Raw genomic sequence first — 13,087 nt, 5'->3', positions numbered from 1 at the left:
TCTCCCAATCCCCCTATTTTTTACGTTGGAAAGCAGCTATACAATCAAATTCTTCCTTCAAGCGATTGTAAAGTCGTTCATACATATAAAACATTTCTAAATATATAGCCGTATTTTCTTTATTCGGTACATGATGATGGACAATATCAATCCAATCCTTTACCTCTTCAAGAGAATCAATTTTTCCTACAGCATACAAAGCAACTGCCGCTGCCCCAAGCGCAGATGCTTCATGACTTTCAGGTACAAGCAATTCTTTTCCAATCATATCGGACAACATTTGTCTCCAAAATGCAGATTTTGCAAACCCTCCTGAAACTCGTATTTCAGTAAGTGGCCCTGTACAATCCCTGATTGCGAGTGCTACTGAATATACACTCATACAAACACCTTCCATCACTGCACGTATAAAATGTTCTCGCTTATGTTGAAGATTGATTCCAAAGAATGTACCACGAGCATTTGCATTCCAGTAAGGTGCGCGTTCTCCAGATAAGAAAGGTAAGAACAATAGCCCATCCGCTCCAGCTGGTACGCTTTCTGCATATTTAATTAATAAATCATAAGGATCAATGCCGAGCTTTCTTGCTACTTCTTGCTCTGGACTACCAAATTCATCACGTAACCATCTCAGTAATATTCCGCCGTTATTCGTTGGACCACCGATTACCCAGTGCTCATCTGTTAATGCGTAACAAAACGTTCTCCCTTTCTCATCTGTATTTATATTTGATGAGATTGTTCGAACCGCACCACTCGTTCCAATCGTAATTGCAGCCGCACCCGGTGATATCGCACCAACTCCTACATTTGCAAGAACCCCATCACTTGCTCCGATGACAATTGGTGTTTCTGCACTTATCCCCATCTTCTGTGCTAATTCTGGCTTCATACCTGATAAAATATATGTAGTTGGTACAGGGGTTGATAATTTTTCTGGTGACATATGTAACATAGTTAAAACATCTTTATCCCAGTTTAATGTTTCTAAATTAAATAACCCCGTAGCAGAAGCAATCGAATAATCAACTACGTAGCGTGAAAATAATTGGTAAATCACATACTCTTTAATGGAAATGAATTTATAGGCACTTGTATATAACTCTGGTTCCTCTTCTTTCATCCATAACAATTTAGAAAGTGGTGACATCGGATGAATCGGTGTACCTGTACGTCTATAAATTTCATGCCCATTCATTTGTTGTAATAATTTTTCTGATTGCTTCGTACTTCGATTATCTGCCCAAATGATAGAACGCGTTAATGGCGCACCATTTTCATCTACTGCAATTAATGCGTGCATAGCTGTACTAATACCGATTGAAGAAATATCTTCTGGTAATACATTACCTTTTTCAATGGCAACGCTTACACTTTTGTATACAGCGGCACATATTACATCAGGATCTTGCTCAGCCCATCCTACATTCGGTTGAATAATTGGGTAATCGATTGCATGTGATGCAATGACTTTTCCTTTTTCTGTGAACACAACCGTTTTTGTACTTGTGGTACCGATATCAATCCCGATTACTCTCCCCCTTGTTTCCATGCGAATCTTCCCTTCATTTCTAGCAAAATACGATTTAGTAAACCGTTTACATGAATTAGTATATAAAAATTTTTTCATTTATCAAGTTATAAAAAGAAAATTTTTTTCATATCAAAAAATAAATCCCCTCATTCCATTTCACTTATATACTACATTTAGCTTTTCCATGGGGTAAAATTACGTTATATTCGTTACGCAATACACTCTTTCCTCTCATTAACAACACATACATAGTCCTCCATACGTTCTACTTATTTGCTTGAAGAAAGAGTTGAAAAGCAATATTCATTTTTAGCGGTCACGTAACATCACCATCAAGCCAAGAAAAGTAACTAACCGCAGAATGAGAATTCTGTGCATTTTGCTCTTATTTATTGTTTTAGGTTCACTAGTCTTTTATCTTGATAAACATAGAGCGTGGCCCCCCCTACTATCACTTTTTTACCTTGTAAATATATCTTGCATACTATAAAACCGAAAAGTATTTTTATTTTTCAGAAAAATAAAAACAATAACACGAAATTTATTGTATAATGTTGTAAAAAGATGTCGGAGGGATTTAATGTTAAATAAAATATCTCAATTCACAATTAAGCTTTCATCAATTCTTTTATCACTCTTACTATTATTAAATTTACCTTATTTATTTATCACTCAACAAGGATTTACCTTTCAACCAATTTATTTTTTTAATCAGACCGTTACTATGTTAAAACAGGTTTTTTCCCCTGAATCATTAGTGATTATAGGATCAGACCCGAAGCTTGGCCATTTCAAAAAAACACCATTATTTCCAACTGTTTTAGAACCTTACCTATATTCATTTACTATATTATTTTTAGCCTTTTTTCTTGCTCTCTTTTTATCATCTAGCATGGCATTTTTTTATTTTTTAGCAAAAGATTATATAAAAAAATGGATAAACCGAATTGTGTTCATATTAGAAGCTGTCCCTGATATGATGATGATGATTTGTTTGCAAATATTTTTCATATGGGTACTTCAGAAATTTGGGGAATCTCCTGTCACTATTATTTCTTTTAATGAAAATCGAGCTTATTTACTCCCTATTTTATCATTAGCTGTCTTACCTACATTACAAATGTTTCGGATGATGGTGTTATACATAAAAGAAGAGCAAGGAAAACATTACGTAGAGGTTGCATATGGAAAAGGCCTTTCATCAAGTTATATACTATGCATTCATTTATTCAAAAATATATCTATCCACTTCTTCCACCATTTAAAAACGATTTTTGTTTTCTTACTTTCTAATTTATTCATTTTAGAATTTGTTTTTAATATGGAAGGCATTATTCAATTTTTATTTAATAAGGCGTTTGTTTCACCTCCAGCTGCATTTATCATACTTGTTATGATTGTTTTACCATTTTACGCCATTTTCCAAATAGTCTCATTCATGATGAATAGATGGAAAAAGCAATTGAAAGGAGTATCATTATGAAATCTATTTGGAAATCAAAACTCTTTTTAATCGGCTTTACTTATCTATTCATACTTATTTCAGCTAGTTTTATTTATAGTTGGTTCTTTAAAGATAACATCCCAAAACCTCCTCAGTTACTTTACAATGACAATAACGAATTACTTGGAAAGGCCCCCTTTCCGCCATCGTTAATTCCACCTTTTGGATCTGATCGTTTTGGAGAGTCTGTTTTCTTACAAATTGTAGAAGGAGCAAAATTCACTATTTTATTGGCCATGGCAATTAGCTTCTTTCGAATTTTATGCGGAACATGTATAGGAATCCTCTTAAGTTTATTTGCTCCAAAACTCAAGAGATTTTTCCAGTCATGCTCAGAAGTTTTTTATTATATTCCAACTCTATTTATCGCATTCATACTCATCACGCCCGTTAATATTATAATCACATCAAATGCTGATGGGGTAGATCCAAATATTTCATTTACGTTTTATCAAGTACTCGTACTTATTTTCGTCGCTCTGCCTACACTTTCTTTATACATATCCTCAGAAGTTGATGAATTTATGAAACAAGATTACATCTTAAGTTCACAATTACTGGGGGCTAGTCGTTTTCATATTATAAAAAAACACTTACGAGTCTTATTACTTGACCGCTTATTTGTATTATTTATGGAACATATCGTCCAAACACTCATACTCGTTATCCATTTAGCGTTGCTTAACATTGTAATTGGCGGCATACAAATGCGTGAACTCTATGACGGAGTGCTCAAACCTGTTTCTCTATCTAATGATTGGGCAGGTCTTATTGGATTAAATCGTAATGAAATGAATCTTTCATGGTGGATTATTTTTTATACTCTCGCTTCATTCTTTATTACGATTCTATTTATTAAGCTTATGACCATCGGGATTCAAGATGCACTGAAAGCAAGAGATTCGCAAATTGTAGCAATTCAAAACGTTCCAGATCATAAAAAATTCGTTAAACATAAAGATTCCTTTTCGTTTGCAAATAAAGTAAACCTTTAATCATTTCTCATTAATCAAGTATTAATTGGCATTGATATTATAGAAAATAAAGAAGATGATTCCTATTAAATACAGGGATCATCTTCTTATGCTGTCTAACTTTTTTACATGTATTTGCTAGACTCATGCTTTTTATATTTAAAGTGAATTATTTGCAATCACAATTATGTTTTTTAAAATCAATTACCATACGCCCTTGAATTCTACCTTGTTCCATTTCTTCGAATACATTTTGTACTTTATCTAGAGAACAAGTTTGAACAACTGGCACTACTTTTCCTTCTGCCCCGAACATAAACGCCTCTTCCAAATCTTTACGAGTACCAACTAGAGAACCAACTACTTCAATTCCATCCAGTACAAGTCGTGGGATGTTTAAGTCCATTGTTTCTACTGGTAGCCCTACTGCAACTACTTTACCGCAAGCACGTACTGCATCAACTGCTGAGTTAAAGGCTACTTTAGAGACTGCTGTTACTACCGCAGCATAAGCGCCACCAAACTCCTCTTGCACAATTTTATCAGCAGGACCTTGAGAAATTGGATTGATAGTCATATCAGCACCAACTTCTTTCGCTAAGGCTAATTTGTCGTCATTAATATCTACTGCGATTACCTTTGCACCAAATACATTTTTAGCATATTGGATAGCTAAGTTACCTAATCCACCGCAGCCATAGATTACAATAGGTTGACTAGGTTTAATATCTGATACTTTAATAGCTTTATATGTAGTTACACCAGCACAAGTAATTGATGATGCTTGAGCAGGATCTAATCCTTCTGGTACTTTTACCGCATAATCAGCTGTAACGATACATTGTTCAGCCATACCACCATCCACTGAATAACCAGCGTTTTTAACTTCACGGCAAAATGTTTCTCTACCAGTTACGCAATATTCACAACGTCCACAAGATTGGAACATCCATGCAATACTTACACGGTCACCTATCTTTAGTGAAGTAACATCATCAGCTATTTTCGTAACAATACCTACACCCTCATGACCAAGAATACGGCCATCAGTGTTACCAAAATCATGATTCGCAACGTGTAAATCAGTGTGGCAAACTCCACAATACTCTACATCTACTAACGCTTCACCTGAGTGTAACGGACGTAATTCTTTGTCAATCACTTCGATGTTTGCTTTGCTGTTTTTATTAACCACTACTGCTTTCATATGTGATCTCCCCTTTAGTGTTTTAGCATTTTAATGAGTTTATCTCACAACTACTTTCTTCACTACTTTGGCTAGTTATTCTACCAAATTTAAGTGTTCAATCATCATTACATCTTCATCATAACATGATACTTCATAAACAACTTGTGAAATTGTGAACAATATTTGAATTATTACACAAATCGGTCTTTATTTTAAATTTTTAAAAATGAGAGTTTATCATTGACTATAAGTAAGTCACATATTTCTAAAACAAAATAAATTAACAAACTTCTCACCGATAAAAAAGCTCTTCACTCAATATTTTCTACATGTAAACACTTAGTTTCACAGTAATATCCTTTGCCACCAACATAAACTTTTTCTATTTTATTTTTGCTATTGGTTGCTAATTTAACTAATATTTCAGAAGGCGAGTGTAAAGAATAACCTTGTTCAAATACATAGACTTCTTTTTTCAAGTAGTCCTGTTCATAAAGGTAGCAAGCTAATGCACCGTTCGAAGTTCCAGTCGCTGCTTCTTCATTGATGTCGTATAGCGGAGCAAAATTTCTGCATATAATTCGATTGTCATTAAAAGTATATAGATGCATCCCGACAACATTATAATACTTGCTGATTTCTTTAATTTTTTCAAAATTAGGTTGCAGTGCATGTAATTGTGTTTCGCTTTTTATAGGAATTAAAATATCTTTTAAGCCCGTGGAGACAATTTGAATTGGGTATTTATTTTCTATATCTTTACTATCAAAACAGTCGATGAACTCGTTTGGAGATACAACATCATAGAATATCGGTTTATTTTGTTCCATGAATATGATGTCATCTTTTATAGTAATAGTAAGAACACCGCTGTTCGTTTCAATCGTATAGCGATTCCTGAAAAGTTTATTTAAATGCATCAGTATCGCGAAAGAGCCAATTGTGGCATGACCACATAAATCAACTTCTTCTTTTGGTGTAAAATACTCAAATTTATAATCAGCAATTTCAGATTCTGATATAAATGCGGTTTCCGCATAGCCCAGTTGTTTGGCTATTTCCATTTTTTGAGTAGTGGTCAATGTATTCTCAATAAATACCACTCCTGCTTTATTTCCGCCTTTATGATCCTTGCTAAATGCACTTGCAACATAAACAGATATTTTCATAAGACACCTTCCTCACTTATAGTAAATTATAGTATAGAAAGCACTACATATAAATTCCATTGGATAAATTATCCCTAAAATAAGAAACAAACTATTTTTAGCATTTGAACTCTCCAAAAATAGTTTGTCTACAGTCTGAAAGCTCTTCATTTGAAGAGCTTTTTTTATATTCGCTTCATCGAAATCGTTTCACGTATACTTTGTAAATTTTTTAGAGTTTCCTCTTGTCGCTGCAACGACAACCCTACATACAAAGTATCTAATAAGCTTAACTGTGCTAATCGTGATGAACTTGCTTCTGTGCGGAATTCAGTCTCACGTGTTGATGTATATAACGTTATATCAGCAAGTTGACTTAATGCTGATTTCTTATAGCTCGTAATCGCAATAATTTTGGCTCCTCTTGCTTTCGCTACTTCTAACGCTTCAAGTAATCCTTTATTGCTACCAGAATGAGAAATACCAATAACAACTGAATTTTCCGAGAGTAAACCTGCCCCCATAATTTGAAAATGCGAATCAGTATGAGCGATACAAGAAATACCCGTTCTCATAAACTTATGATACGCATCCATTGCAATAATACCAGAGCCACCATTTCCATAAAACTCAATTCGACTTGCTTCTTGTAAGGCTCGTACAGCCTGCTCAAGTGCCGTTTCATTAAGCAAATGTAAAGTATCTTGCAGTCCTGTAATATGCGAATGAAAAACTTTTTTAGCAACAGTTACCATACTATCTTCTGCTGATACCTCTTCATGGATATTTTGCATCGGTGTATGTACAATTTCACGAGCTAATGTAATCTTTAAATCTTGAAAACCTTGCAAACCAAGGTTTTTACATAAGCGGAATATCGTAGCTTCGGAACTATTCGTAACTTCAGCTAATTCTGTAATAGATTTATGTACAACATCTTGTGGATGTTTCAAAATATGTTCGGCAATACTTCGCAATTTCGGTGATAAACCATTTAACGAAGCCTGAATCTTTCCAATCCCACTTCTTGTACCAGGCATAACATATCCTCCCCTTCCATCGTAGCTTTATCCTGTAAAAACCGATTAGTTAAACTAATCATCAGTGGGGATGGTCCTCCACTGATTAGAGTTTCACTTTATTGTACCTAATTATCGAAAGAAGAAAAACCTATATTAGGGATTACTATAATTTTTAATTGCTCCTATGTATTCTGTCATACGATATAACAGAATTATTCATGCTTATGAATAATTCTCTCCATGTTTCACTGCGTATAATGCGGCTTGCGTACGATCATCCACTTCCAATTTAGCTAAAACGTTTGAAACGTGTGTTTTCACAGTTTGTTCTGTAATATGAAGTTCTGCTGCAATCTCCTTGTTGCTTCTTCCTTTCGCAATTTCGCGAAGTACCTCTTGCTCTCTTTTCGTTAACATTGAAAAAGGATTTTCTACTTCCTTCTTTACTGCAGAACGCCCCATTAATGCAGGTGTTACTTTCGGGTGAAAATTCGCATTTCCTTGATGTACTGCAATAATAGAAGCGACAAGTTGCTCAGGTTGTACTTCTTTTAATTGATAACCATCTGCTCCAGCTTCAAGTGCTGGTATAACATAATCTTGCTCTGAAAAACTACTTAATATAAGTACCTTTATTGTCTCATCATATTGCTTTAGACGTTTTGTTGCCTCAATTCCATCCATTTTCGGCATCGATACATCCATTAGTACGACATCTGGTCTTTCTTTTTGCACGAAATGTAATGCCTCTTCGCCATTTTCCGCTTCCCCAATAATTTCAAATTCTTCTCTCGTTTTCAAAAAGAATACAAGTCCTCTTCGAACGATATGATGATCCTCAACTAGTAGCAGTTTAATCTTCAACCTTATTCTCCCCTTCAAATCGGCAATTGAATTTCTATTTTTGTACCCTTTTTCAGCTCTGTTATAATTTGAAACGATCCCTTCATTAACTGAATACGTTCCTTCATACTTTTCAGGCCAAGTGCTGATTCCCTTACTTGTTCTTGTATAAATCCTATTCCATTGTCTTCTATGTAAAAATGTAACTGGTTATTTTCTATTTTCAAAAGAATATGTACCTTTTCACACGAAGCATGCTTTTTACAATTATGTAGCGCCTCTTGGCTAATACGCCATAAAACTTCTTCTATTTCATCCCCAATTGAAACCATCCCATCAATTCGAACTTCCACTTGAACTCCTAATAACTTCCCGTAATTTTGAATTGCTTCTGCTAATCCTTTCTCCAATCCTTCAGGTCTTAATTGCCAAATTAATAGCGTCATCTCTTGTAATGCTTCTTGTGATAATTCCCCAATATAACTTAACATCTCTTGCAATTCTCTATCTTGCGTCATATTCAGAGTACCTTTCGCTGTTAGCATAATAGAAAATAACAATTGTTTTACTGAATCATGTAAATCACGTGCAAGTCGATTTCTTTCCGCTACCACTACATATTTACGTTCTTTCTCAACTAATTGAATACGTTGTATTGTCGTTCCAATTTGAAATGCAATTGATTCTAATAATGCTAACTCTTCCTCAGAAAAATGAGTCTTATGAGGTGCAGCCACATTTAGTAGACCAAATTTTTCTGATCCAGACCTAAGCGGAATTGTCGCATGATGTGTAACATCTTCTGTCTCTCCCCAATTACATTCAATTGCATCTTCTATTCGCTTACATTCAATAATATTAGTCGCTTTTTCCAATCTCCCATTCACAAAACGTTCTACACACCAACAGTTTCCTTCACACATCGGCTTCTTCTTTTGCCACGTAAGAGCCTCTGGTAAATTTTCGTCTACAAGCATACTGTGCTTTCCACTTTCATCAATAAAGAATATCCACCCTGTTTGTAAATTCATTACTTGTAACAATGTATGCAACACTTTTTCTAACATATCCTGTAAGTTTGTTGCTTCATTTAATAATTCAGCAATTTCTTTTAATGCTTCTAAACGACGCATCTCTTTTTCTTCAAAGTTCATTCTCATCACCAACTACAATTATAACATTAAGAAATTTCTAAATTCTATAAATAAAAAAAGAACCGAATTCCTTCAGCCCTTTCTTTATATCAATCATTTTATTATTGTTATTCTATCCAATGTTGGAAGCAGAATTTTTGTTAACAAACGATTCTACTTTAGCTGTCCGATAAAGATTGTCCACCATGGATATGCTGTAAACCTTCAGTAGTAACAACCATATTCGCTGCTGGCATTTGCACTTGATTTTTATGGAACATAGACATTAATTCAAATCTTACTTGTCTAGAAGTTTCAAAATAATCTTCTGGCTTTATTAAACCTGTAATACAAAATTCATAGCCAACATATTTCAAGTTAGGATTTAAGTCTGTAACACCGACGTATTTAAATGGTTCAACAGCCTCATCCTCTACTCTATAAAGAGTTTGATTCAATTTTTCATTGCATATAACACATACTTCTTCTAACAATTCCTTCACTCTTGTTGGATCTTCCTGATAACTTACCGTGATGCGTTCAATTACACGCATCCATCCTTTATTAAAATTTTGTATCGTTCTAATCTCTCCGTGCGGGATGGTAAGTAGTTTTCCTGACCATTCACGAATTTGCATAAAACGAATACTAATCTCTTCAATAGTTCCTGAATTTGTTCCGTTAAAAGTTACAAAATCACCAACCCGAAACTCTTTGTCCGCTAATCTTGCAAAGCCTAATATAACATCTTTTAGCATCTGTTGTGCAGCAAAACCGATGACAACTCCAGCTATCCCTGCACCTGCAATAATACTTTTTATATCTACAAATTGGCTAATTAAATATATGATAAGACTGATGATAATGATATATCTAAAAATAGATCGAATTACACTTTGAATCGTCTGCTCTACCTCTTCATCAAAAAAGCTTGATTTCCTAAAAAACCAATCAATAATACGGTTTATTACAAAAGAAATAATGATTAAAACTAAAGCAAATAGTAAAAATCTTAAAAGTAAAAACTCTCTTACATAATTAAAAAATTCTTCCGTATACGTTAATAAGCTCATTTAACCACTTCCTTACTAATTAAAAAATTCATAATCGCCTAAGTTTGTTCCAGAAAAGTCTATTATCCTAATCTAAAATGCCGCTACCCTTACTATGTATTTTGACTCTATTACTAATTCACTTTAAACAGTATGTCTAGCTGTTCTTTTTCCTTTCCCTTTAAATATACCCTTTTTAATAACCTAAGGGGGAGCAAATCGTGAAATTTTTTTATACGTTAAAACTTTATTCATCTCATTACGATTTCAACTCATTTATTCATTAACTACGTAAAAAAAGAGCTGAATTTATCAGCTCTTTTATTCGATATTAATTGTTGTCTTACTACTTTTTTCTTCTTTCAATTTTGGCAATTCAATTGTCAGTACGCCATCTTTATAATTTGCTCTAACATTTTCTTCCTCAACTTGTTTAAAACTAAAGCGTCGAGTTACAGAACCTATAGAACGTTCTTTACGAATATATGTGCCATTCTCATTTTTTTCTTCTACTTCATTATGATTAGTTGCTTGAATCGTTAATACATCTTGTTCAAAATCAACTTGAATGTTTTCTTTTTGAAAACCTGGTAAATCTGCTTTCACAGTATATTTATCAGATTGCTCATGAACATCTACTTTAAAAGTATCCATGTTCAGTGGCTTAAAGAAAGCATCTGTCATCCCTTCTAATAAAGAAGGCCCAAAATCAAAAATACCATTTTGACGTTTTGTTATCTCTGGAAATAAATTACGCATATTTTTTCCTCCTTATTATTTATGAATGAAAGATTATCTCTTTCTGCCTTTATTATAACATTTGGTCAAAAAAGGTCAAAGTTTTTGTTTGACCTTTTTTGATGTATATTTTACCAAATAAAACACATGAGATATTTGACATCTCTTACATTTATAAAGAGGAATATATTTATATAATAACGAATAGTTTATATGCTCTTATTTTTCCTTAATGAGGTTACCTACAATGGGGTATATCGAAGAAATTAGAGAAGTTGTCGGATCAAGACCACTCAATTTATTAGGCGTTGCGGTAGCTGTTTTCAATGAACAAGGACAAATAAAAGAGACCTTTTTTAAAGGCCTCTTTTTTCACTTCACTTCTGCATGTAGGCATGACTTAAAATGTCCAAGTGCATATTCATGCCCTTGTGCATTAAAAGATGCAACCGCCTTTTCAAAAACTACAATTTTAAACCCTTTATTATAAGCATCTACTGCTGTATGAAGAACACAAATATCAGTACATACCCCTACAAGATGAACCTCTTCAATTCCTCTTTCTCTTAACTTCATCTCTAAGTCTGTTCCTGCAAATGCACTATACCGTGTTTTATCCATGTAATATACATTCTCTGCATTTTTATATGTTTCGTACACATCTTGTAATTCACCAAACAAATCTCTTCCACTTGTACCAGCTATATTATGAGGCGGGAATAACTTTGATTCTGGATGATATACATCATTTTCTTCATGTCTATCAATAGCAAAGACAACGTAATCTCCATTTTCAATATATTGCTTCGTTATATGTACAATTTCCTTCTCAATTTCCTGTCCTGGTTTCCCGCAAGTTAAAGCACCCTTTTCCGCTACAAAATCATATGTATAATCAATATTAATAAGAGCTCGTTTCATAACCACTATCTCTCCTTCTTCTGTTTCACAGTAAACAATAGAAAATTTGTTATTACGACATCGTATGTACTATTCGACATTTCAAATGAAATACCTACATTTTTCTTCTGAAACTTACCTTAGTCCGAGTTTATCATATAATAGATAAACAATGGTAAAACAAATAGCTCCTATTAACAAGTCATGAATTTGATAATTGAGCGTTATTTGCATAAACTCTTGTATCGTAAACCAAATTACTGCCATCATTAGGCTAATCAAAATGATACGAATACACCGATTCACGTATTCAACCTCTTTCTCTGTCATAGTAGTAACAAGTGATTACTACCTATTTAATCGTATTAGAAAATGAAATAAGTTATTCACTCTTGCACACTCTAGTCCAAACAAAAAAGCACACTACTTTTTGAGTAATGTACTTTTTATTCTTGTTAAGACGCAGGTTTTGTCTCAAATGTTGCTTGATTAAAACTAATAACCTTTCCTTTCGGGTCATTGTTTTCATACTGAACTGCAGTAATTGTATGACTACCTGTTTCCAGCGTTTTTTCTTTTAACTGCACTGTTGTCTGCGTTGTACTAGTTACTTGATGTTTATCTGTATACATTTGATCTACAAATACGAATGTTTCTTTATCACTTTGAAAATTAGAAAGTTCTAATTCAACTTGCTGAATTAACGTATCCTTTTTGATGAATACAGTCGGTATATTGCCGTTTTCAGAAGTACCATCTGGAGTAATAACTTTTACTTTCCCTTCTCCAATTGACATTGCTCCTTCAGGAAATACAACCATATTCTCATCACTTGCGTTTACAACTTGTTCTTCCTGTTTTGATTGCGCGTCCTCTTTTTCCTGTGGAGCACCGCAACCAACTAATAACAATACAGACAATCCAGTGATTATGAATTTTTTCAAAATTCATCCCCCCTGTAACTTCATTATAATTTATTATACAAAAATAACTTTTAAATTTTGAGACTACTTTCAACACTTTCATGAACAAATAGAATCTTGCTCACGA

At 33.7% G+C, this 13,087-nt stretch carries 13 protein-coding genes and 1 pseudogene; 3 read left to right on the top strand and 11 right to left on the bottom strand.

Going from position 1 to position 13,087, the window contains the following annotated elements; all coding sequences use genetic code 11:
- Positions 1–13 precede the first annotated feature (13 nt).
- On the bottom strand, positions 14–1,552 hold the full coding sequence (gntK, locus tag ES895_RS08675; RefSeq protein ID WP_135238293.1) for a gluconokinase: 1,539 nt from the start codon (positions 1,550–1,552) through the stop codon (positions 14–16).
- Positions 1,553–2,114: 562 nt separating this feature from the next.
- Between gntK and ES895_RS08670 the strand changes: the two genes are divergently transcribed.
- Entirely contained in the window at positions 2,115–3,017 is a 903-nt protein-coding gene (locus tag ES895_RS08670; protein WP_098281273.1) for an ABC transporter permease subunit, read from the top strand.
- Positions 3,014–4,033 (top strand): ABC transporter permease, encoded by a 1,020-nt coding sequence (locus ES895_RS08665; RefSeq protein WP_000836555.1) that lies wholly within the window; start codon positions 3,014–3,016, stop codon positions 4,031–4,033. Before ES895_RS08670 ends, ES895_RS08665 begins: the two co-directional genes overlap by 4 nt.
- Before the next feature lie 148 nt (positions 4,034–4,181).
- Here the strand turns inward: ES895_RS08665 and adhP are convergent, their stop codons facing one another.
- From adhP to ES895_RS08630, 7 genes are all read right to left on the bottom strand, one after another.
- Positions 4,182–5,219, bottom strand: coding sequence for an alcohol dehydrogenase AdhP (gene adhP, locus ES895_RS08660; protein ID WP_000649109.1), 1,038 nt, complete (start codon positions 5,217–5,219; stop codon positions 4,182–4,184).
- A gap of 293 nt (positions 5,220–5,512) precedes the next feature.
- On the bottom strand, positions 5,513–6,370 hold the full coding sequence (locus ES895_RS08655) for a PhzF family phenazine biosynthesis protein (RefSeq protein WP_000704316.1): 858 nt from the start codon (positions 6,368–6,370) through the stop codon (positions 5,513–5,515).
- Between the two features lie 164 nt (positions 6,371–6,534).
- Positions 6,535–7,389, bottom strand: a complete 855-nt coding sequence (locus ES895_RS08650; RefSeq protein WP_001119646.1) for a MurR/RpiR family transcriptional regulator — start codon at positions 7,387–7,389, stop codon at positions 6,535–6,537.
- Between the two features lie 204 nt (positions 7,390–7,593).
- The gene (gene casR, locus ES895_RS08645) at positions 7,594–8,235 is read right to left on the bottom strand and encodes a two-component system response regulator CasR (protein WP_000694629.1); all 642 of its coding nucleotides are present in this window, start codon (positions 8,233–8,235) and stop codon (positions 7,594–7,596) included.
- 14 nt (positions 8,236–8,249) lie between these two features.
- Positions 8,250–9,368, bottom strand: a complete 1,119-nt coding sequence (gene casK, locus ES895_RS08640) for a two-component system sensor histidine kinase CasK (RefSeq protein WP_001008465.1) — start codon at positions 9,366–9,368, stop codon at positions 8,250–8,252.
- A 158-nt stretch (positions 9,369–9,526) separates the two neighbouring features.
- Complete coding sequence (locus ES895_RS08635) at positions 9,527–10,420, bottom strand: mechanosensitive ion channel family protein (protein ID WP_000055434.1); 894 nt, start codon at positions 10,418–10,420, stop codon at positions 9,527–9,529.
- 300 nt (positions 10,421–10,720) lie between these two features.
- The gene (locus ES895_RS08630; protein WP_001245053.1) at positions 10,721–11,158 is read right to left on the bottom strand and encodes an Hsp20/alpha crystallin family protein; all 438 of its coding nucleotides are present in this window, start codon (positions 11,156–11,158) and stop codon (positions 10,721–10,723) included.
- 226 nt (positions 11,159–11,384) lie between these two features.
- Here ES895_RS08630 and ES895_RS29690 point away from each other — a divergent pair.
- Positions 11,385–11,480: pseudogene (locus ES895_RS29690) on the top strand (DNA mismatch repair protein MutT); the annotation flags it as partial.
- 29 nt (positions 11,481–11,509) lie between these two features.
- Here ES895_RS29690 and ES895_RS08620 read toward each other — a convergent pair.
- The 3 genes from ES895_RS08620 to ES895_RS08610 all read right to left on the bottom strand — a co-directional run bounded on the left by ES895_RS08620 (position 11,510) and on the right by ES895_RS08610 (position 12,981).
- Positions 11,510–12,058 carry a cysteine hydrolase family protein gene (locus tag ES895_RS08620; RefSeq protein WP_000816768.1) on the bottom strand — a complete coding sequence of 183 codons (549 nt, stop codon included), beginning with the start codon at positions 12,056–12,058 and terminating at the stop codon, positions 11,510–11,512.
- A 114-nt stretch (positions 12,059–12,172) separates the two neighbouring features.
- The gene (locus tag ES895_RS30080) at positions 12,173–12,367 is read right to left on the bottom strand and encodes a hypothetical protein (RefSeq protein WP_017674122.1); all 195 of its coding nucleotides are present in this window, start codon (positions 12,365–12,367) and stop codon (positions 12,173–12,175) included.
- 125 nt (positions 12,368–12,492) lie between these two features.
- A complete protein-coding gene (locus ES895_RS08610; RefSeq protein WP_000713496.1) occupies positions 12,493–12,981 on the bottom strand; it encodes a putative periplasmic lipoprotein in 489 nt (162 codons plus the stop codon).
- Positions 12,982–13,087 lie beyond the last annotated feature (106 nt).

This window comes from Bacillus sp. 007/AIA-02/001 (assembly GCF_004634455.1).
In the GTDB taxonomy this organism is placed as follows: domain Bacteria; phylum Bacillota; class Bacilli; order Bacillales; family Bacillaceae_G; genus Bacillus_A; species Bacillus_A cereus.
Note: the sequence above shows the minus strand (reverse complement) of the source record. Positions and strands in the feature narration are given on the sequence as shown.

Excerpts from the sequence above, each read along its gene's own strand:
- gntK (WP_135238293.1), bottom strand. The coding sequence starts at position 1,552 with ATGGAAACAAGGGGGAGAGTAATCGGGATTGATATCGGTACCACAAGT.
- ES895_RS08670 (WP_098281273.1), top strand. The coding sequence starts at position 2,115 with ATGTTAAATAAAATATCTCAATTCACAATTAAGCTTTCATCAATTCTT.
- ES895_RS08665 (WP_000836555.1), top strand. The coding sequence starts at position 3,014 with ATGAAATCTATTTGGAAATCAAAACTCTTTTTAATCGGCTTTACTTAT.
- adhP (WP_000649109.1), bottom strand. The coding sequence starts at position 5,219 with ATGAAAGCAGTAGTGGTTAATAAAAACAGCAAAGCAAACATCGAAGTG.
- ES895_RS08655 (WP_000704316.1), bottom strand. The coding sequence starts at position 6,370 with ATGAAAATATCTGTTTATGTTGCAAGTGCATTTAGCAAGGATCATAAA.
- ES895_RS08650 (WP_001119646.1), bottom strand. The coding sequence starts at position 7,389 with ATGCCTGGTACAAGAAGTGGGATTGGAAAGATTCAGGCTTCGTTAAAT.
- casK (WP_001008465.1), bottom strand. The coding sequence starts at position 9,368 with ATGAACTTTGAAGAAAAAGAGATGCGTCGTTTAGAAGCATTAAAAGAA.
- ES895_RS08635 (WP_000055434.1), bottom strand. The coding sequence starts at position 10,420 with ATGAGCTTATTAACGTATACGGAAGAATTTTTTAATTATGTAAGAGAG.
- ES895_RS08630 (WP_001245053.1), bottom strand. The coding sequence starts at position 11,158 with ATGCGTAATTTATTTCCAGAGATAACAAAACGTCAAAATGGTATTTTT.
- ES895_RS08620 (WP_000816768.1), bottom strand. The coding sequence starts at position 12,058 with ATGAAACGAGCTCTTATTAATATTGATTATACATATGATTTTGTAGCG.
- ES895_RS30080 (WP_017674122.1), bottom strand. The coding sequence starts at position 12,367 with ATGACAGAGAAAGAGGTTGAATACGTGAATCGGTGTATTCGTATCATT.